The sequence below is a fragment of the Longispora albida DSM 44784 genome (assembly GCF_000379825.1).
In the GTDB taxonomy this organism is placed as follows: Bacteria; Actinomycetota; Actinomycetes; order Mycobacteriales; family Micromonosporaceae; genus Longispora; species Longispora albida.
Genome location: NZ_KB903817.1, coordinates 73395 through 91736 on the forward strand (window position 1 = coordinate 73395; position 18342 = coordinate 91736).

16 protein-coding genes are annotated in these 18342 nt (G+C 71.6%); 5 read left to right on the top strand and 11 right to left on the bottom strand.

From position 1 onward, the window contains the following. Positions 1–32: 32 nt before the first annotated feature. The 4 genes from A3G1_RS0110415 to A3G1_RS0110430 all read right to left on the bottom strand — a co-directional run bounded on the left by A3G1_RS0110415 (position 33) and on the right by A3G1_RS0110430 (position 5915). On the bottom strand, positions 33–662 hold the full coding sequence (locus A3G1_RS0110415; protein WP_018349416.1) for an FKBP-type peptidyl-prolyl cis-trans isomerase: 630 nt from the start codon (positions 660–662) through the stop codon (positions 33–35). Positions 663–859: 197 nt separating this feature from the next. Continuing rightward, complete coding sequence (locus A3G1_RS0110420) at positions 860–1921, bottom strand: barstar family protein (RefSeq protein WP_018349417.1); 1062 nt, start codon at positions 1919–1921, stop codon at positions 860–862. An 18-nt stretch (positions 1922–1939) separates the two neighbouring features. Continuing rightward, a complete protein-coding gene (locus tag A3G1_RS0110425) occupies positions 1940–4873 on the bottom strand; it encodes a putative bifunctional diguanylate cyclase/phosphodiesterase (protein ID WP_018349418.1) in 2934 nt (977 codons plus the stop codon). 109 nt (positions 4874–4982) lie between these two features. Then, entirely contained in the window at positions 4983–5915 is a 933-nt protein-coding gene (locus tag A3G1_RS0110430) for a hypothetical protein (RefSeq protein WP_018349419.1), read from the bottom strand. A 149-nt stretch (positions 5916–6064) separates the two neighbouring features. On the opposite strand from A3G1_RS0110430, the gene A3G1_RS0110435 reads away from it, so the two are divergent. Next, complete coding sequence (locus A3G1_RS0110435) at positions 6065–8941, top strand: ATP-binding protein (protein WP_157641044.1); 2877 nt, start codon at positions 6065–6067, stop codon at positions 8939–8941. Here A3G1_RS0110435 and A3G1_RS0110440 read toward each other — a convergent pair whose 3' ends face one another. Both A3G1_RS0110440 and A3G1_RS0110445 read right to left on the bottom strand, forming a co-directional pair. After that, a complete protein-coding gene (locus A3G1_RS0110440; protein WP_018349421.1) occupies positions 8942–9868 on the bottom strand; it encodes a proline-rich domain-containing protein in 927 nt (308 codons plus the stop codon). Between the two features lie 68 nt (positions 9869–9936). Then, complete coding sequence (locus A3G1_RS0110445) at positions 9937–10638, bottom strand: hypothetical protein (protein ID WP_018349422.1); 702 nt, start codon at positions 10636–10638, stop codon at positions 9937–9939. Positions 10639–10741: 103 nt separating this feature from the next. Between A3G1_RS0110445 and A3G1_RS0110450 the strand changes: the two genes are divergently transcribed. Further along, positions 10742–11110, top strand: a complete 369-nt coding sequence (locus A3G1_RS0110450; RefSeq protein ID WP_018349423.1) for a hypothetical protein — start codon at positions 10742–10744, stop codon at positions 11108–11110. A 115-nt stretch (positions 11111–11225) separates the two neighbouring features. On the opposite strand, the gene A3G1_RS0110455 is transcribed toward A3G1_RS0110450, so the two are convergent. Next, positions 11226–11570, bottom strand: a complete 345-nt coding sequence (locus A3G1_RS0110455; RefSeq protein ID WP_018349424.1) for a hypothetical protein — start codon at positions 11568–11570, stop codon at positions 11226–11228. 280 nt (positions 11571–11850) lie between these two features. On the opposite strand from A3G1_RS0110455, the gene A3G1_RS0110460 reads away from it, so the two are divergent. Together A3G1_RS0110460 and A3G1_RS34185 are read left to right on the top strand one after the other, a co-directional pair. Continuing rightward, positions 11851–12342, top strand: coding sequence for a DUF3145 domain-containing protein (locus A3G1_RS0110460; protein WP_026212004.1), 492 nt, complete (start codon positions 11851–11853; stop codon positions 12340–12342). A gap of 61 nt (positions 12343–12403) precedes the next feature. After that, complete coding sequence (locus A3G1_RS34185; protein ID WP_245563474.1) at positions 12404–13627, top strand: glycoside hydrolase family 3 protein; 1224 nt, start codon at positions 12404–12406, stop codon at positions 13625–13627. Here the strand turns inward: A3G1_RS34185 and A3G1_RS0110470 are convergent. After that, positions 13619–14353, bottom strand: coding sequence for a GbsR/MarR family transcriptional regulator (locus A3G1_RS0110470; RefSeq protein WP_026212005.1), 735 nt, complete (start codon positions 14351–14353; stop codon positions 13619–13621). The two genes, A3G1_RS34185 and A3G1_RS0110470, sit on opposite strands and share 9 nt — an antisense overlap. Positions 14354–14583: 230 nt before the next feature. On the opposite strand from A3G1_RS0110470, the gene A3G1_RS0110475 reads away from it, so the two are divergent. Then, a complete protein-coding gene (locus tag A3G1_RS0110475; protein ID WP_018349428.1) occupies positions 14584–15249 on the top strand; it encodes a DUF4097 family beta strand repeat-containing protein in 666 nt (221 codons plus the stop codon). Between the two features lie 162 nt (positions 15250–15411). Here the strand turns inward: A3G1_RS0110475 and A3G1_RS0110480 are convergent, their stop codons facing one another. From A3G1_RS0110480 to A3G1_RS0110490, 3 genes are read right to left on the bottom strand one after another with little or no spacing between them, the layout of a single operon-like run. After that, entirely contained in the window at positions 15412–16821 is a 1410-nt protein-coding gene (locus A3G1_RS0110480) for an acyl-CoA carboxylase subunit beta (RefSeq protein ID WP_018349429.1), read from the bottom strand. A 10-nt stretch (positions 16822–16831) separates the two neighbouring features. After that, entirely contained in the window at positions 16832–18055 is a 1224-nt protein-coding gene (fabF, locus tag A3G1_RS0110485) for a beta-ketoacyl-ACP synthase II (protein WP_018349430.1), read from the bottom strand. Next, on the bottom strand, positions 18052–18297 hold the full coding sequence (locus A3G1_RS0110490) for an acyl carrier protein (protein WP_018349431.1): 246 nt from the start codon (positions 18295–18297) through the stop codon (positions 18052–18054). Before A3G1_RS0110490 ends, fabF begins: the two co-directional genes overlap by 4 nt. Positions 18298–18342 lie beyond the last annotated feature (45 nt).

The window sequence follows — 18342 nt, forward strand, 5'->3', positions numbered from 1 at the left end:
CCCAGCCGGCGGCGTTGAAAAAGTACGCGGAACTACTTCGCGGACAGCACGTCCACCACGAACCGCAGCGTGCCGACCGGCCGCCCGCTGCTCGCGTCGTCGCCGTAGGCCATGTTGGACGGGATGTCGAGCTGCACCCGGCTGCCGACCTTCACGCCGACCAGGCCCTCGTCCCAGCCCTTGATGACCCGGCCGCCGCCGACCTGGAACTCGAACGGCTCGCCCCGCTTCCACGAGGCGTCGAACTCCTTGCCGTCGGCGAAGGTCACGCCGACGTAGTTCACCCGGATCGTCTGGCCGGCCTTGGTCTCCGGCCCGGTACCGGTGACCAGCGGGGTCACGGTCAGCTTGCTGATCTGGCCCGTGCCGGCGGTGACGACGGGCTTGGTCTTGAGCGCCGGGTCCAGGTTCGCGGTCTCGTCGGCGGCAGGGCCGCTCGGCGTGGCACTCGCGCCGGCCTGCGCCGTCTTCTTGTCGCCGGAGCCGCTGTTCGCGATCCAGTACACGCCGCCGATGACGACGATCACGGCCAGCGCGATCAGGCCGGCGTTGACGATCTTGCGCTTCTTCGCAGCGGCGGCCTTGGCAGCGGCAGCACGGGCTGCGGCTTCCTTCTTGGCCTGGCGGCGGGCGTTCTGCGTCTTACTGGCCGCGGTGGTCAACCGGTCTCCCACGTCTCTCGGGACTCGCGGCCCTGCTCAGACCCGCGATCACTTGCGAATTCACGGCAGGCCACGACGGCATGCCCCGCAGATGCTACCGGCAGTCACAATCCCCGGACCAGAGCCGAACCTCACGACTCACCGCCACCACCAGCCCGTTACCTGCCCCTCTCACCCCGGATGCCGGATTCCCGCCATCACCGCAGCTCGACGGCGGCACCCGTGTCGTGGAGCATTCCCAGCAGGTACTCGAACGTATGGGCCGGTGACAGCCAAAGCCGGTCGTAGCCCGCCACCAGGTGGGCGCGGGCTGTCCCGGAGTCGTGCCAGACGAGTGTGAACGGCAGCCGGGCGCCCCACGACCCGCGCAGGCAGTCGTCGAGCGCGCCGAGATTCCAGCCGAAGTACCCGCCTGGCCCGTTGATCGCCTCGCCGATCGCGCAGTAGAAGCCCTCGATGTCGGTCACGTGCCGCCCGTCGAGCTGATACGTCGCACCTGGGGCATTGTCTGGTTTGTCATACCGGTGATGGTTTAGCGCGGCGCCCAGCCATTCGTGGCGGAGCAACCTGTCGTACTGAACCCAGGAACCCAGGCGCTCCGGTGGCCCGCTGCGCCGCCCCTCCCAGATCTCCCGGGCTCGGGCGGGCATCGGCCGCATCCCGCAGTCGAGAGTGACGTCCAGCAGTCCCAGGCCGAGCCGCGATGGGCGTGTACTGGTGATCCGGCCGTGCATGCTGCGCCCCACCGCGACCTCCCGCCCGTCGTCCGTCACGCTGAGGATCGAGGCATCCAGGGACTTGCCTGGCAGGTCGAGCTGGCAGCCCAGCAGGGTCACCGGAATGGCCGGCGGCGGGACCGGGATGCCAGCCAGTCCAGAGCACGTGCCCATGGGGTTGCCCGACATGTCGGAGAGCTGCCAGGAATCCGGCCTTGGGCTCAGCGCCTGTGACAGCTCTCGGCCCGTTACGTCGATGTCCACAGCGCCCCGTGCCAACGTCGAAGCCCGGTGGCCGAGCACCGTCACGTCCCTGAGGTCCTCGGACCACGGCTCGCCCTCGAACGTGATGTTGCCCAGCCAGGGATCGCCGTTCCCCTCCAGCACGTCGGCCAGTGGTCCGGAAGGGACACAGCCCAGCAGCGTGAACCGGTCGGCCGGTGCCGCTGGCAGGTCCGCGAACAGCCCGTCGATCTCAAGGCACCTCGCGACCACCCGGTCAGGCTCACCCATCGTGTACTCGTCCAGCAGTGTCCATCGCACCCGGCCGACGATAGGTGATCAGCGGGTCAGCCACTCCGTGGTTTCCGCCTGGGTCATCGGCGGGGAGAACAGGTAGCCCTGGCCGTAGTCGCAGTGCAGGGCTGTGAGGATGCTGCGTTCGGCCGTGGTCTCGATGCCCTCGGCGACGACGGCGAGGCCGAGGGTGTGGGCGATGCGGATGATGCCGTCGACGAGGGCGCGCTGCGGGGCGGACCTGTCGAGGCCCGCGATGAACGAGCGGTCGATCTTGACGAGGTCCACGGCGGTCTGCCGGAGGTAGCTCAGGGAGGAGTAGCCGGTGCCGAAGTCGTCGATGGCGACGCGGACGCCGGCCGCGCGCAGCCCGGCCAGCTCCGTCCAGACCCGTTCGTCCTCGTGCAGCAGCAGGCTCTCTGTGATCTCCAGCATCAGGCAGGTGGGGGACAGGCCGGCGTGGTCCAGCTCGGCGTGGATGCTCCGGACCAGGCCGGGTGTGCGGAACTGGCGGGCGGAGACGTTGATCGCGACGTACGGGCGTTTCCCACCCGGCCGCAGGCGTGGCCAGCCGGCCGCCGCCGCGATGGCCCGCCGCATGACCTGCGTGCCGATCGGCACGATCAGGCCGGTCTCCTCCGCGACGGAGATGAACTCGCCGGGGCGCAGCGTGCCGCGTACCGGATGCTCCCAGCGGACCAGCGCCTCCAGCCCGGCCGGTGGCGCTTCGGCCGCGCCGAGCTGCACGATCGGCTGGTACCGGACGCTGAACTCCCCGGCGGCGATGGCCCGTTCCAGTTCGCTGCGGAGGTTCATGCGCTCGGTGACGGCGCTGTGCAGCTCTGGGCGGAACAGGTGCCAGCTGCCCTTGCCGTCGGCCTTCGCGGCGTAGAGGGCGAGGTCGGCGTTGGCGATCAGTTCCTCGGTACCGGTGGCCAGCGCGCTGCTCGCGACGCCGGCGCTGACGCCCGCGCCGACCAGGTGGTCGCCGATCTGGGCCGGCACTGTCATCGCCAGCACCACCCGGCTGGCGACGCTCTCGATGACGGCGGAGTCCTGCACGCCGGTGATGAGGATGGCGAACTCGTCGCCGCCGATGCGGGCTGCCATGTCCGACGGCCGGAGGATCTCGCGGAGCCGCCCGGCGACCTGGATCAGCAGCTCGTCGCCAGCCGGATGGCCGAGCGTGTCGTTGACCAGCTTGAAGTCGTCGAGGTCGATGAGGATGACGCCGGACAGGCTGCCGGTCAGCCGGGACTCGGCCAGCGCCTCGCTCACCCGCTCGGCGAACAGCGCCCGGTTGGCCAGGCCGGTGAGCGGGTCGTGGAAGGCGCGGTGGGTCAGCTCGCGTTCGAGCTGGCGGCGTTCGGTCACGTCGTGCAGGGTCAGGACCAGGCCGCCGACGGTGGGGTCGGAGCGCAGGTCACGGCCGGATGCCTCCACCTCGATCTGTGTACCGCCAGCGCCCAGCACCGTCCACGACGTCCGGTGCTCCGCCGCCGGTTCGCTGGCGTGGTCGGCCGGTTCGCGGAGCCAGCGGGCCAGCTCGGGCTGGTCGCCGTCGCTCAGCTGGCCGAGGAAGTCGGCGCCGGGGGCGAAGCCGGTACCGAACATGACGGCCGCCGACGGGCTGCCGTACCGGATGCGCCCGTGGTCGTCGAGGATCAGGATGACGTCCGTCGCGTTGTGTACCAGGGTCCGGAAGTACGCCTCGCTGTTGCGCCGGTTGACCTCGGCTGTGAGGCCGATCCGGGAGAGGGCCATCGCGGCCTGTGAGGCCAGTACATCCAAAGAGGGTTTCAGCTCTGTGAGGGCCGGCTCGTCGGCCGCTGCGACCAGCAGCACTCCACTTCGGACGGTCGTGGCGAAGGCGGCGGGCTCGCCGTTACCCGGGCCGAGTGTGACCTCATGCGGGGTTCTGGGCAGCAGGCTGGCCACGGCGGCCTCGGCAGCACGGGTCGCCTCGGCCTCGCTGGTCGCGGCCACGAAGCGCGCCCCGGCCTCCCGCAGGCTCCGCTCCCGCCGCAGGGCCCGCCGGTTGAGCTGGAACGCGCCCAGCAGCCGGGCCATGATCAGGCTGAGGATCACGATCAGTGCCAGCGCGGCGGGAATGGTCACCCGGTCCCGGACGTGGTGTTCGGCGAAGAGGTCCGTCGTGATCAGCAGGAGCGGCGGGACCAGCCCGCAGACCGCGAGGAGCAGCAGCCGCTGCTGGGTGAGTTCGGCCGAGCGGGCCAGCCCCGGGCGGGTCAGCTCCACCATGCCCGGGTGCAGCGCGGCCAGCCCCCAGGCGAGCAGGAAGCCGAACCAGCCGAGGTCGACCAGGTGGCCCGGTTCCCAGCTGCCGAGGGTCGCGGTGCCCTGGTAGTAGGCGTTGGCGGTGAAGAACGACAGGCCGCCGAGCCCGATCAGGACGACGGGCACCGTCCACCTGGCCCCGACGACGAGCCGGACGACGAGTGCCAGCAGGAACAGGTCGCCGAGCGGGTAGGCGGCGAGCGCGATCTGCTCGATCGTGTTCAGGCCCTCGCCGAGGGGGCTGGCCAGCCGGGGAACGATCAGCATCGTCCAGGAGATCAGGCCGGCCGCCGACAACAGCGCCAGCCCGTCGAGCAGGCTCGCGCGGCCCCACCCCGCCGAGTAGTGCGCGAAGCCGGACAGTGCGGCGCCGAGGCAGATCAGTACCCCGATGTAGAAGGCGTCGATGAACAGCGACTCGGCCCCCTGCGACCGCCACTGCCTGCCCAGCAGGGGAGTCGCGAGGTCAGCCGCGACGAACAGTGCCATCCCGGCGGCGAGCATCCACCAGAGGACAGGGCGTTCCGGCCGGTACCTGCGCACGGCGATCACCACCGCCGCGGCCGCGCTGAAGCCGATCACCACCCACAGGGTTCGGCGGGCCGGCTCCGCCGCGTAGTACACGATCGCCAGCAGAGCGAGCCACGACGCCAGCACGATGGACGCGGTCCGGGACCACACGGTTACCCCCAGCCCCCATAATATGCCCATTCAGGGGTAAAACCCGTGAAAACAGCGGCTCCCCGGGGCGGGCCGGGGAGCCGCTGTGACCGTGACCGTGCTCTGCCGGCTAGCCGACCGGCGGAAGGTACGCGTACCAGTTCAGAGCCTCGACGAACTTGGTGCCGCCGTAGCTCGGTCCGGTCAGCTCCCACACCGTCCGGTACGCGAAGATGATGTCGCCCTCGGCGTCCGTGCCGGTCACCAGGACGGTCTTGCGCTCCAGGGTGATGGTCTCCAGCCGGTACGGCGACTGAGTCTCCAGGTAGCCGGTGGTGCCGTGGTCGGGCGCGGCGGCCGGGTCGTGGACGAGCAGCTCGACCTTGCCGGTGCCGATCGAGCCCTTCGCCTGCACGACCGTCACGAAGTGCCCGCCGGTGCGCTTCCAGGCGTTGGTGTTCGTCATCGAGTACCGGCCGAACACCATCTGCACCGGCGCGTAGCTCAGCTTCTTGGCCAGCTCGTGCCCGAACTCCGGGGTGTCGGCCGTGTCGATCTGGCCCCGGGCGAACTGGTGACCGGCGGCCCTGGCCTTCGCCGTCGCCTCGTCGAAGGACTTCCGGTTGCCGTACATCGAGGTGCTGCCGCCGTCCCAGCCCTGCCCGGCGGCCAGGCCCAGCCAGCCCAGCCATGCGGTGGTGGCGTCGAAGCCGGCTGCGGAGGCCGGGTTCGTCTGGTTCATCGGGGTGCCGTTCGGGCCCATCGTGATCGGCAGGTTGTGCTTCTTGCCGATGTAGTTGAGCGTGTTGTAGACCGTGGCCGGCCCGCAGTGCGTGTTGCCGTTGCCGATCAGGTCCACCCGGAGCTGGTCCACATCGGTCACCCCGCACAGCTTGACCTCGAAGCCCGGCGCGCTGGCCGTGGCCGTGGTGTCCCGCACCTCACCGCACGCCGGGGGAAAGGTGATGTCGGCCTGCGCGGCCGTGCCGGTCGCCGCGACGCCGGGTGCGACGACCGCCACCGAGATGCCGAGAGCGGTGAGGAAACGCTTGGTGCTGTTCATGCCTGCCTCCGTCGAACGTCTTTGCCGATGGAAACCAGCTTCCGGACGAGCCTCAGAGCCGGCTCAGGGTCGGCTCAGGACCGGGTGTCCGGCGGCCGACATGGTGAGATGTATTCATGGAGGGTTTCGGGTTACTCCCGCCTGCCGCCGTGACGGTTGTGACGGCCGCCGCCGGATACGGGAAGTCCACAGTGGTACGCCGCTGGTCACGGTCCCTTTCGGCGCGCGAAGTGACCCTCGCGGACCTCGGCGCGGTCGACGGAGGCCCGGCCCTGTACGTGGCCGAGGACCTGCCGGCCGGCACGCGGCTGCCCGACGACGTGATCGCCCGCTTCGCGAACTGGCCGGAGACCCGGCTCGTACTGACCTCCCGGCACCGGATCGCCGTGCCCGCCAGGTGGCGCGGCCGGGGCGTCGTCGGCGAGGTCGGGCCCGTGCACCTCGCGCTGCCCGGGCCGGAGACCGCTCAGATCCTCGGCCGTCACGGGACGAGCGACATGGCCGCGTACACCGGGGGCTGGCCGGCCCTCGTCCACCTGGCCAGCCGGGCGCTCGCCAGCGGGGGAGACCCGGCGGCGGCGGTCACCGGGTACCTGATCGACGAGGTGCTGGCCGAGTTGCCAGTACCCCTCCGCAAGCAGCTCCGCACCGCCGCCTACCTGCCCACAGTGGACGGATTCCCGGTCACGTTCACGGCCGCGCTGGCCGCGCTCGGGCTCGTCCGCGACGGCCGCCTCCTGCCGGCCGTGGCCGACGCCGTGCGTGCCTGGCGGCCACTGACCGGGGCTGAGCGGCACGCGGCGCTGGTGGAGGGCGCGGCCCGGTACCAGGAAAACAGGAAATACGACCTGGCCGTGCGCTGCTTCCTCGACGCACCCGATCACGAAGGGGCAGCTGGCCTGCTGCGTGCGCACGGCGACGGGCTCATCGCCGCCGGCCATGCCGAGCTGGTCGCGACGTGCCTGCGCGCGGCGGAGAGCCGGGACGCGCAGCTGCGTCTCATGCTGGGCGAGGCGCTCCAGGTCACGGGCGACAGCGACAGCGCCTCCGAGGTGTACGCGGCCCTGGCCGGCCCCGCCGACTCGCTCCCGGCCGGCCTGGCGTGGCGAGCGGGCGTCGTTGAGTACCTGCGCGGCAAGCCACAGGCCGCCGGTGCCTACTTCGAACGCGCTGACCTCGGCTCCGACAGCGACAGCGCGCTCCTGCTCGGCTGGTCGGCCGCCGCGAAGTGGATGCTCGGCGACCCGGCGTCGGCAGGCGACCTGGCAGCCCGCGCCATGAACCTCGCGGCCAGCCTCTCCGACGACGCCGCCCTGGCCACCGCGCACATCGCCCAGGCGCTCCACTGCGGGCTGACCGGCGATCGTGTCGGCAGGCACCAGCACTACGACCTGGCACTGGGCTTCGCCGAGGCCGCCGGGGACGTGGTGCAGGTGACGCGGATCAGGGCCAACCAGGCGAGCATCCTGCACCAGGAGGGCCGGTACGCGGAGGCGCTGCTCCAGGTCCGCCCGGCCGTGCAGCTCGCCGAACAGTCCGGCTACGCCGCCATGCTCGCCCTCGCGCTGTGCAACCGCGCCGAGATCCTCCTCCGCCTCGGCCACCTCGCCGAATCCGAGCAGGACTATGCCCGCGGCGCACAGCTGTACCGGCGCATGGGCTCCCGCAAGGTCGCCTACGCCCTCAACGGCGCAGCCGAACTGCACCGCCTCCACGGCCGGCTGGCCCTGGCCCGTGCCGTCTTCGAGGAAGCCGCCCGGATCGCCGGTGCCGACGCCGACCTGCAAGGGCTGATCCCGGCCCTGGCCGGCCTGGCCCGGAGCGCGGCAGCCGACGATCCGGCCATCGCCGCCGGCGCCGCCCGGCGCGCAGTGGAAGCCGCGTGCCCCGGCGGGCAGCCCGGCCACTTCGCAGCCCTCGCGTACCTGGCGGCCGGCGAGGTCGCGCTCGCGGCCGGTGACCAGGAGCAGGCGGCCGCCGCCGCCCGTACCGCAGCCAGCCACGCCCGCAGGCACGCCGACATGGCGGCCCTCGCCGACGCCCTCGAACTGGCCGGGCACGCCAGCACCGAGCCGGCCGAGGCGCGCCGCGCGTACCTCGAAGCCCGCCGCACCTGGCAGGACGCCGGAGCCAGCCTCAACGCCGACCGGCTCAGCGCCGTGCTCGGCCAGCTTCCCGGGGCCGACACCGAGACCAGGTCCGCCGGGCGGGTCGCCGCCGGGCGGCTCACCGCGCTCGGCATCGCCACGGCGCGCTGGCCGGGTAGCGGCACAGTGGACAGTGTCGCGGTCAGGACCCTCGGCCACTTCACCGTGCTGATCGGCGGCGAACCCCTCCCTGCCGGGGCCTGGCAGTCCCGCAAGGCCCGCGACCTGCTGCGCATCCTCACCGCCCGGCGCGGCCGCGCCGTACCCCGCGAGGAACTGGCCGAGCTGCTGTGGCCGGGCGGGGAAGAACCGTCCAAAGTGGCCCACCGGCTCACGGTCGCCCTGTCGGTGCTGCGCGCCGTGCTCGACCCGGAGAAGCGGCGCGGGCCCGACTGGTACGTGCGCGCCGACTCGTCGAGCGCGGCCCTCGACCTCAGTCACGTCGACGTGGACCTGGAGAGCTTCCTGAGCACGGCCGAGCACGGTCTCCGGCTGGCCTCCGGCAACGGGGACGCGCTCCCGCCGCTCACCGACGCCGACCGTGCCTACCCGGGCGACTTCCTCGCCGACGAGCCGTACGACGACTGGGCTGCCCCCGTACGCGACTACGCCCGCTCGACCTTCATCCAGGTCGAACGGGCGCTGGCCAGACTGGCGGCGGAAGCCGGAGACACCGACGGGGCTGTCCGTGCCCTGCTGCGTCTCCTGGAGGCCGACCCCTACGACGCGGCCGGGCACCAGGACTGCATCCGGCTGCTGAGCGCCGCCGGGCGGCACGGTGAGGCTGGCAGGGCCTACGACCGCTACGTCGCGGCGATGTCGGCGCTCGGGCTGCCGGCCGACGGGGTCGAACCACCGCCGGCCGCAGCCAGACGCTGACTAGAAGAGGTGCGAGATCGTCCGGACGACGTCGACGTAGAAGTTGCCCTCGAGCCCGCGGAACAGCTGGAACTCGAGGCTCTTGTCGCCGAAGAACGGCCGGAGCGTCCAGCCGAGCTGCGTGCCGACGAAGCCGAACAGCAGGATCCAGATGTAGAGCAGGCTCATGCTGGCCGGCCGCTGCTGGGGCATCTGCTGACCCGGGTACCCGGGGTGCCCGGGGTGGACCGGGTGCACGATCCGCTGCCCGGGGTGAGGCTGCCCGGGGTGCTGCTGCATGGGGTGGGGCTGGACCGGCACGCTCATCGGGGCCACGACGGCACCGTTCTGCGGCGCGGCCACGGCGACCAGCGCCAGCTGCTCGGCCTCCGCCTCCTTCGGCGCCTCGGCGGCCTCGGCCTTCGCCAGCTCCAGCGCGGTCCTCGCCGCCTGCCGCTCGTGGTGCTCGTTGAAGGCGACCATGCCCGACGTGAGGAACTTGAGCCCGACTGTCGCGCTCAGCACCAGGATCGCCACGTTCAGCAGCTTGAAGAACGAGTAGTTGGGCGCGGTGAGCAGGAAGAACAGGCTGATCGGCGCGAAGGCGAGCGCGAGGGTCGACATCACGGTGATCGAGGTCATCACGAGCGACACCGCCTGCCCGATCGACAGCTTCGCGCCGAAGACCAGGTTGAACAGGTACAGCGTCGGCAGGCAGATCGCCAGCGTCACCAGGAACAGGATCGGCAGCTTCACCATCGACACGGCAGCCTGGGCGAAGCTGTTGAAGAACCCGAGCACGAAACCGTACACCGCCAGCGCGATGGCGGAGCTGGCCAGCATCTGGCCGGTGAGCTGGCGCAGCTTGCGCTCTTCGATGATCTGCCGCCAGATCCCCTCGCGGTCGCGCAGGATCCGTTCGATCACCAGGCCGTTGGCTGCGGCCATACTTTCCTCCCGTGGTTGGCTGACGTCGATCTCACCGGCTGGCCGGCAAGTTGCCGAACAGTACCCGATTACCTGCTGCGGAGATAGCTCTCCAGGTCCGAGATCGCGGACAGGGCATCGTCGAGAGTGGATGCTGGTGCTGCCCCGGCCGCCGGGAGCTCAGCGTCCCCGGCCGTCAGTTCCAGTCTTCGCGTACCCAGCGCGAGCTGCTCCAGCGCCGCGGCCTGCCCGTCCAGGGCCGTGAGCCGGGCCTCGCGCGCCTGGGCCCTGCTGGCCCGCAGGTCGTCCAGCCCGGGCTCCGCCGGGATCTCCGGCTGGGCGGCGAGCGCCGCGACCTCGGCGAGGATCGTCCACTCGGCTCTGTCCAGTTCGGCCGGGGCGATCGGCAGCCACTTGTCGCGGTATGGCCGGCTCTCGCGTACCAGCCCGGCGGCCCGCTGCGCCCGCGCCGCCACGGCCCCGAGCGCCGGGTCGCCCTCCGCGATGGCCTCCAGGGCGGCGGCCGTGAGGACGGCCTCGCCGAGCTGCCGCGTCCGGTACCAGGCAGCGCCCGCCCAGCCCGCGTATCCGAACCCGCCCAGCCCGAGCAGCAGGCTCCCGGCCCCGAGCGGCCCCGAGGCCTCGCCCAGCAGCACAGCCAGCCCGAACCCGCCTGCGATCACACCGAGCAGACCGCCGAGCAGGATGGCGAGCCCCGCCCCGACGGCCGGAGCCCCCCGCCGGTACCTGGCCGGGACGTGCGGGGCGTACGCGTCAGAAAACTCTGGCATAGCGGGGGAGCATAACCGCCCGCCATATTCGCCGGGGCACCCTCGCGGCGGCGCACTGCGCTACCGTCCCGGGACACGCAAGCGAGCCGTAGAGAGGTGCGAGATGCCCAACGGGGAAACGATCCAGGCCTACACCGGCAACCTGACAGCGGCCGGCCTCCGCGAACCACACTGGACCACCTGGGCTGCCATGGTGACCGGGATCCTGGCCGTGGGGTGCGGGGGCTTCGCGGTGGTGTACTACATGGCGGCCACAAGTAACACGGGCAGCCTGCGGGACGCGGAGGACTTCATGCTCGCCCTCTTCCTGCTTCCCGCCTTACCGGCCGCCGGTTTCACTGTCGCCACCCCGCTGTACCTGCGCGGGCGCCAGGCCTCGCGACTCCGCCGTGGGATCGCGGTGGCCTTCACCGCCGCCGGAGCGGTCGCACCCGTGCTGGTGCTGGTCTGGCTGGCGATGATCATCTTCTAGTCACAGGTCCAGTGGCAGGTATGGGCTGGTCTGCGGCCGCGCCGGAAGCAAAAAACCGGTGCCCCGGGCGGTCACGGATGACCGCCCGGGGCACCGGGCACAACTGTGGTGGAACCTAGGCGGCGGCCTCGTCGCCGAACGCGCCGGCCTCGACCAGGCGAGCCTCGGTGGCGGCCCAGCCGTCGTTCGGGTGCGAGGTGGCCAGGACGGCCAGCTCGGCGCGGATCTTGGCGGTGTGACCCGCGGCGGCCAGCACCTTGATCTCCTCGACGAACTTCTCCGAGGTGGTGCTCAGGTGCACGGTCTTGCCGTTGGTCAGGTTCCGCACGTAGACGTGCTTCCCGCCGTTCAGCGGGATCAGGTACTTGAACTCGCCGAGCACGCTGAGCGCGCCGCCAGCGGCACCTGCCTGGCCGGCGCGGACTGACGCGCGCGCGGTCTTCGACGTGTTGCTAGCCACGCGAAACTCCTTGCATACGGACGTGAAGAATGATCGGCCCAATGGCCGGTAAGCAACTCTACCCGAGCCCTCCGCCGCACGTCGAACGGGCCGGGGGCGGGGCAGGGGGTGATGCTGGCCGCAGGGGACAAACCGGTACACTCGCCGTTCGGCGGATGTTTCACCGGAGTTTCTCGGTTCACTGGCGCAACAGCCGCCGCAGCCTGCATCATGGGTAACGACATTCTGGCTGAGCGAGGCCGTGGGGGAAGACGAACCTCGGTCACCCGGGAGGTCACAAGTGCCTACACGAGGCGTCGTGTATGTCCACTCGACCCCGCCCGCCGTGTGCCCACACGTCGAGTGGGCTATCGGGCGTGTCCTGCGCACACCCGTGCGACTGGAGTGGACCGCACAGCCCGCCGAGCCGCCCGCCCTGCGGGCGGAATGCACCTGGTCCGGTCGCCCCGGAGCGGGAGCTGAGCTCGCCGCTGCCCTGAGGCAGTGGCCGATGACCCGGTTCGAGGTCACCGAGGAGCCCAGTCCCGGCTACGACGGCGAGCGGATCATGTTCGTGCCCAGCCAGGGCCTGTTCCGGGCCGCGATGAGCGCCAACGGCGACATCGTGCTCTCCGAGGACCGGCTCCGTACTCTCATGGCCTCCGCGACCGGTGCCGAAGCCCTCCAGCACGGCCTCGACCGGCTGCTCGGCTCCGCCTGGGACCACGAACTCGAGCCGTACCGGCACGCCGGCGACGGGGCCCCGATCACCTGGCTCACCCAGGTCGGCTGACATCCCGCCCGCCGCCGGTCCGACGCCCCCGGAGCTGGCCCGGCTCGCCGCGGCCGTGCTGATGCCCGAGGCGGCGCACCGTGCCCTGGCAGCCGCGTACGCCATCCCGCATCTGATCGTGATGACCGGGAACGACCTCCCGGGCCACTCGGCTTCCGGCCTGGTCGGCATCGACCAGGAGTACGGGCCGGTCGCCAGGATCCGGGAGGGCCTGACCCCGTTGCCTGCCCCGATGGGTTTCGGGGCTGCGGACGACCCGGCGCTCACCGAGGCCGCGTGGCGGATGGCGGGGGCCGAGCTGTCGGCCCTCGGGATCGGCGTCAACTTCGCTCCGGTCGCCGATCTCGCCGTCCCGAGCCGGGTCATCGGCGCGCGGTCGTTCGGCGCGGACGAGGATGCGGTGGCTCGGCATGTCCGGGCCGCTGTGCGGGGCATGCAGTCACAGGGCGTCGCGGCCTGCCCGAAGCATTTTCCCGGCCACGGCGGCACGCTCGCCGACAGCCATCACGAGCTGCCCGTCGTGGACGACGTGGCCCTCGGGCCGTTCCAGGACACGGGAGCCTGGCTGACCATGATCGGCCACCTCGACGTGCGGAGCGTCGACCCGGGCGTGCCGGCGTCCCTGTCGGACCGCGTGATCCGCGTGCTCCGCGAGGACCTCGGGTTCGGTGGTGTCGTCGTGACGGACGCGCTCGACATGAAGGCGCTGGCCGGGGATCCGGGCGAACTCGCGGTGCGGGCACTGCTGGCAGGCAACGACCTGCTGCTGATGCCCGCTGACCCGGAGGCGGCCTTCCACGGCATCGTCCGCACCGCCCAGTCGGGCAGGCTGCCGGTCGCCCGGCTGGCCGAGGCCGCCGAGCGCGTCCGTGTCCTCACCGGACGGATCGCCAGCCTCCGGCGCCGGACCGAGGTGGGGACCCCGGCGCATCAGGCCATCGCGGCGCGCGCTGCCGCTGCCGCGATCACCGTGGTCCGTGGCGACCCGGTCCTGGCCGCCTGCCGGGTCACCGCCCCACCGGATCTCCAGGATCTGGCCGCGTCTCTCCAATCCCATCTCGTACCAGGCGAGCATCGCGTCCACCTGGTCGCCACCCCCGCCGATCTCGTACCCGGCGCGGCGGTGACCGTGGCCCTCGGTGCCCCGTACGTGCTGGCCGACGCCACCTCGCCCACCCTGATCGCGGCCTTCGGCACGACCCCGCACACCGTGCGGGCCCTCGCAGCCGTCCTCACCGGCCAGTCAGCCCCCACGGGCCGGCTCCCGGTGGACCTGTCAGCCTGAGCTCTCCTGGGGCGGTTCGGGGCGGGTGTGGAGGACGGCGCGGGCCTGCTCGGCGGCGCGCGTCATGCTCTCGCTGACGAAGTCGAGGAAGCGGGCGATGTTCTCCATGCGCGTACCCGCCGGGGTGCCGTGACCGAGGATGCTCACGCCCTTCCGGGCGGTCTCGATGACCTGGGCGTTGGCCCGCGCGCTGGCCACCATCGCCTGGTACCACACGTCGTCGTCGACGACGTAGCGCTCGCGGCGGCGCTCGTCGCGCTCCCGGCGGGCGAGCCCCTGACCGTCGAGGAACGTGATCGCCTTGGAGATGGACGCCGGGCTGACCTGGAGCCGCTGGACCAGCTCGGCGGCCGTGAGGCTGCCGGAGTCGGTGAGGTACAGGCAGGACAGCACCCGCGCCATCATCTTCGGCAACCCGGACTGCATGAGGACGGTCGTGAACGCCTCCTCGTACTCCCGCACCGCCTCGGGGTCGCGCCCGTGGGCCTGGGGGAGCGCCTCCGGCGTGCGGGGGGTGGCCGGCCGGCGGCGGTGGGCGCGGCGTTCGGTGGCGCGGTGGGCCAGGTCTGCGCGGTAGGAGGCCGGGCCGCCGTTGCGCATCACCTCGCGGGTGATGGTCGAGGTGGGCCGGTCGAGCCGCCGGGCGATCTCCGCGTACGCCAGGCCGTCGGCCAGCCCGAGTGCGATCTGCTGGCGTTCCTGCTGGGTGAGCCTGCCTCCCGGCATCACGGCCTCCTTCATGGTCCCTGAGGCCCCAGCATAGCGTTCGCTCGCAATCCATTGCAACGTACCCGAGCCGTACGTTGCATTAAATTCGGAACCATTGCAATGATTGGAAGGCTATGAGCTGTGTAAATGCTGCTCTTGCGCAACGAGCTTGTTGCTCGACGATGGAAAGCAACGTAGCGTTTCTCCTGTCAGAAAGAACGGCACCACACACCACAGGAGCACACACCATGTACTCGTACGACACCACCGCCCCGATCGCCGCCACCATCGACATCCCGGCCGGCCGGATCCAGCTGATCGCCGCCGACCGCGCGGACACCACCGTCGAGATCCGCCCGGCCGACGCCGGCAAGAGCCGCGACGTGGAGCTCGCCGGGCAGACCACGGTCGAGTTCACCGAGGGTGTGCTGCGGATCAAGGCCAGCGCGAAGAACCAGTACTTCGGGGCGTCCGGGGCCATCGAGGTCACGGTGCAGCTGCCGGCCGGTTCGCGGGCCGAGGTGAAGGCGGCCAGCGCGGAGATCCGCGCGGTCGGGCGGCTCGGCGACACGGTCGTCGAGAGCGCGCACGGCTCGATCAAGGTCGACGAGGCCGCGAGCGCCCGGCTGACCATCGCGGCCGGCGATATCACGGTCGGCAGGCTCGGCGGGTCCGCCGAGATCAAGACGGAGAAGGGCGACATCACGGTCAGCGAGGCCACGAGCGGCACCGTCGTCCTGCGTACCCAGGCCGGGAACATCACGGCGGGCGCTGCGGCCGGGGTCAGCGCGACCCTCGACGCCGGTACGTCCTACGGCCGGATCAGCAACGCGCTCCGGAACACGGGTGGTACGCCCGGCCTGACCATCCACGCCACCACCGCCTACGGCAACATCGCCGCCAGCAGCCTGTAACCGCAGGATGCGCGCGGGCCGGTCAGCCGGGGACGCGGGCGCAGGGGCTGGAGCCCGTCTGCTCGTACCAGAGAGAAGAACGAAGGCCGGGAGGGCACCTCCCGCAGTCGCGGTGACTGCGGAAGGGACCTCCCGGCCTTGTGCGTCGTTGAAGCGCAGTGCTTACAGCGGGATGTTGCCGTGGGCCCCACGGGCGGACGGCGCGGCGGCCAGGGCCTCAGCGATCCGGCGGCGGGTGATGACCGGCTCGATGACCTCGTCGACCACGCCGATCTCCAGCGCCCGGCCGACCCCGCCTGCCGTCTGGATCTGCTCCTCGATCAGCTGGGCCCGCAGCGCCTCCCGGTCCTCCGGCTTGGCGGCGGCGAGCTTCTTGCGGTGCAGGATGTTCACGGCAGCCGAGGCACCCATGACGGCGACCTCGGAGTTCGGCCAGGCGAACACGGCGGTGGCGCCGAGCGACCGCGAGTTCATCGCGATGTACGCGCCGCCGTAGGCCTTGCGGGTCACCAGGGTCACCCGCGGCACCACAGCCTCAGAGAAGGCGTGCAGCAGCTTCGCGCCCCGGCGGACCACGCCGTCCCACTCCTGGCCGACGCCGGGCAGATAACCCGGGACGTCCACGAGCACGATCAGCGGCACGCCGAGCGAGTCGCACATCCGGACGAACCGGGCGGCCTTCTCCGCGCTCGACGCGTCGAGGCAGCCACCCAGCCGCAGCGGGTTGTTCGCGATCACGCCGACCGTCCGCCCGGCGAACTTGCCCAGCGTCGTGACGATGTTCGGCGCCCACTTCGCGTGCAGCTCGACACCCGGGGCGTCCAGCAGGGCCTTGACCACCGGCTTCACGTCGTAGGCCCGGTTGACCTGCTCCGGCAGGATCGTGCCCAGCTCCGGCGAGTCCGGCACGTCCGCCGGGGAGAACCGGCCGTGGTGACCGAGCAGCGAGGCCAGCTCACGGGCCTTGGCCAGCGCGGAAGCGTCGTCCTTCGTGGTCACGTGCACGACGCCCGACCGGCGGCCGTGCGGCTCGGGGCCGCCCAGGCGCTCCATGTCGACCTGCTCGCCGGTCACGCTCCGCACGACCTCGGGACCGGTCACGAAGATCCGGCCGGTGTCGCTCATGACCACGATGTCGGTCAGCGCCGGGCCGTACGCGGCACCGCCGGCCGCCGGGCCGAGCACGACCGAGATCTGCGGGACACGGCCGGAGGCCCGGACCATCGCCGCGAAGACCTGGCCCACCGCGTCCAGCGCGACGACACCCTCGGCCAGCCGGGCACCACCCGAGTGCCACACGCCGATCACCGGGATGCGCTCCCGGATCGCGGAGTCGATGGCGCCCACGATGTGCTGGCAGCCGTCGGTACCCATCGCGCCACCCATCAGGCGGGCGTCGGAGCAGTACGCGATGACCGGAGCGCCGTCGATCTCACCACGGACACTCAGCACACCCGAGTCGTCGCGCGGGGACATCGGCTTGACCGTGCCCTCGTCGAACAGTGCCTCCAGCCGGGGCAGCGGGTCGCGCACGTCGGTGACGGCGTCCGCCGAAACAGGAGAGGTAGTCATGCAGGGACTCCTAGGCTCGCGTGAACAGCAGGGCGACGTTGTGCCCGCCGAAGCCGAACGAGTTGTTCAGCGCGGCGTCGAGCTGCATCTTGCGCGGCTCGCCAGTGACCACGTCCAGGGTCAGCCCCTCGTCGGGGTTCTCCAGGTTGATGGTCGGCGGGATGATCTGCTCGTGCAGGGAGAGGATCGTCGCGATCGACTCCACGGCACCGGCCGCGCCCAGCAGGTGACCGAGCATCGACTTCGGCGCGGTCAGCACCGGGTGGTCACCGATCGACGCGCGGATCGAGTTGATCTCGGCGATGTCGCCGACCGGGGTCGACGTCGCGTGCGCGTTGACGTGCTGCACGTCAGCGCCGGTCAGGCCGCCGTCACGGATGGCCATCTTGATCGCCCGCGCCGCGCCGATCCCCTCGGGGTGCGGCTGCACGATGTCGTACCCGTCGGAGCTCATCCCGGCGCCGGCCAGCTTCGCGTACACCCTGGCGCCACGGGCCGCAGCGTGCTCTGCGCTCTCCAGCACGATCACGCCGGCTCCCTCGCCGAGGACGAAACCGTCCCGGGCGGCGTCCCACGGCCGCGAGGCGCGCTGCGGCTCGTCGTTGCGGACCGACATCGCCCGCATCGAGGCGAACCCGGCCATCGGCAGCGGGTGGATCACGGCCTCCACGCCACCGGCCAGCACCACGTCGGCCCGGCCGGAGCGGATCATGTCCAGGCCCCAGGCGATCGCCTCGGCACCGGTCGCGCAGGCACTCGCCGGGCAGTGCACCCCGGCCTGCGCCTGGAAGGTCAGGCCGACCCAGGCCGCCGGCCCGTTCGGCATCAGCATCGGCACGGTGTGCGGGGACACCTTGCGCGGGCCGGAAGCCTCCAGGATGTCGTCCTGGGCGAGCATGGTGGTGGCACCGCCGATCCCGGTACCGACGACGACGCCGAGGCGCTCGCGGTCCAGGTCGTCGCCGAGACCGGCGTCGGCGTACGCCTCACGGGCCGCGATGACGGCGATCTGCTCGGCACGGTCCATCCGCCGGGCCTGCACCCGGTCGATCTTCAGGCTGGGTTCCTCGGCGAGCTGCGCGGCGATCCGCACGGTCAGCTGCTCCGCCCAGTCCTGGGTGAGGGGGCCGACGCCGGAGCGCCCGGCCAGCAGCCCGGCCCACGTCGAGGCGGCGTCCCCGCCCAGCGGGGTCGTCGCACCGAGTCCGGTGACTACGACGTCGGCCATGATCACGCCGCCTGCTGGTTCAGGACGAAGGTGGCGGCGTCACCGACGGACTTGAGGTTCTGTACCTCGTCGTCCGGGATCTTCACACCGAACTTCTCCTCAGCGGCCACGACGACCTCGACCATGGACAGCGAGTCGACATCGAGGTCATCGGTGAAGGACTTGTCCTCGGTGACGTCCTCCGGGTTCACGCCGGCCACCTCTTCGAGGATCTCGGCGAGGCCGGCCACGATCTCTTCTTTCGTCATTGCCTTTCCTTTCCTGGATGTTCCCTGGGTGTTACTGGGGAGAAA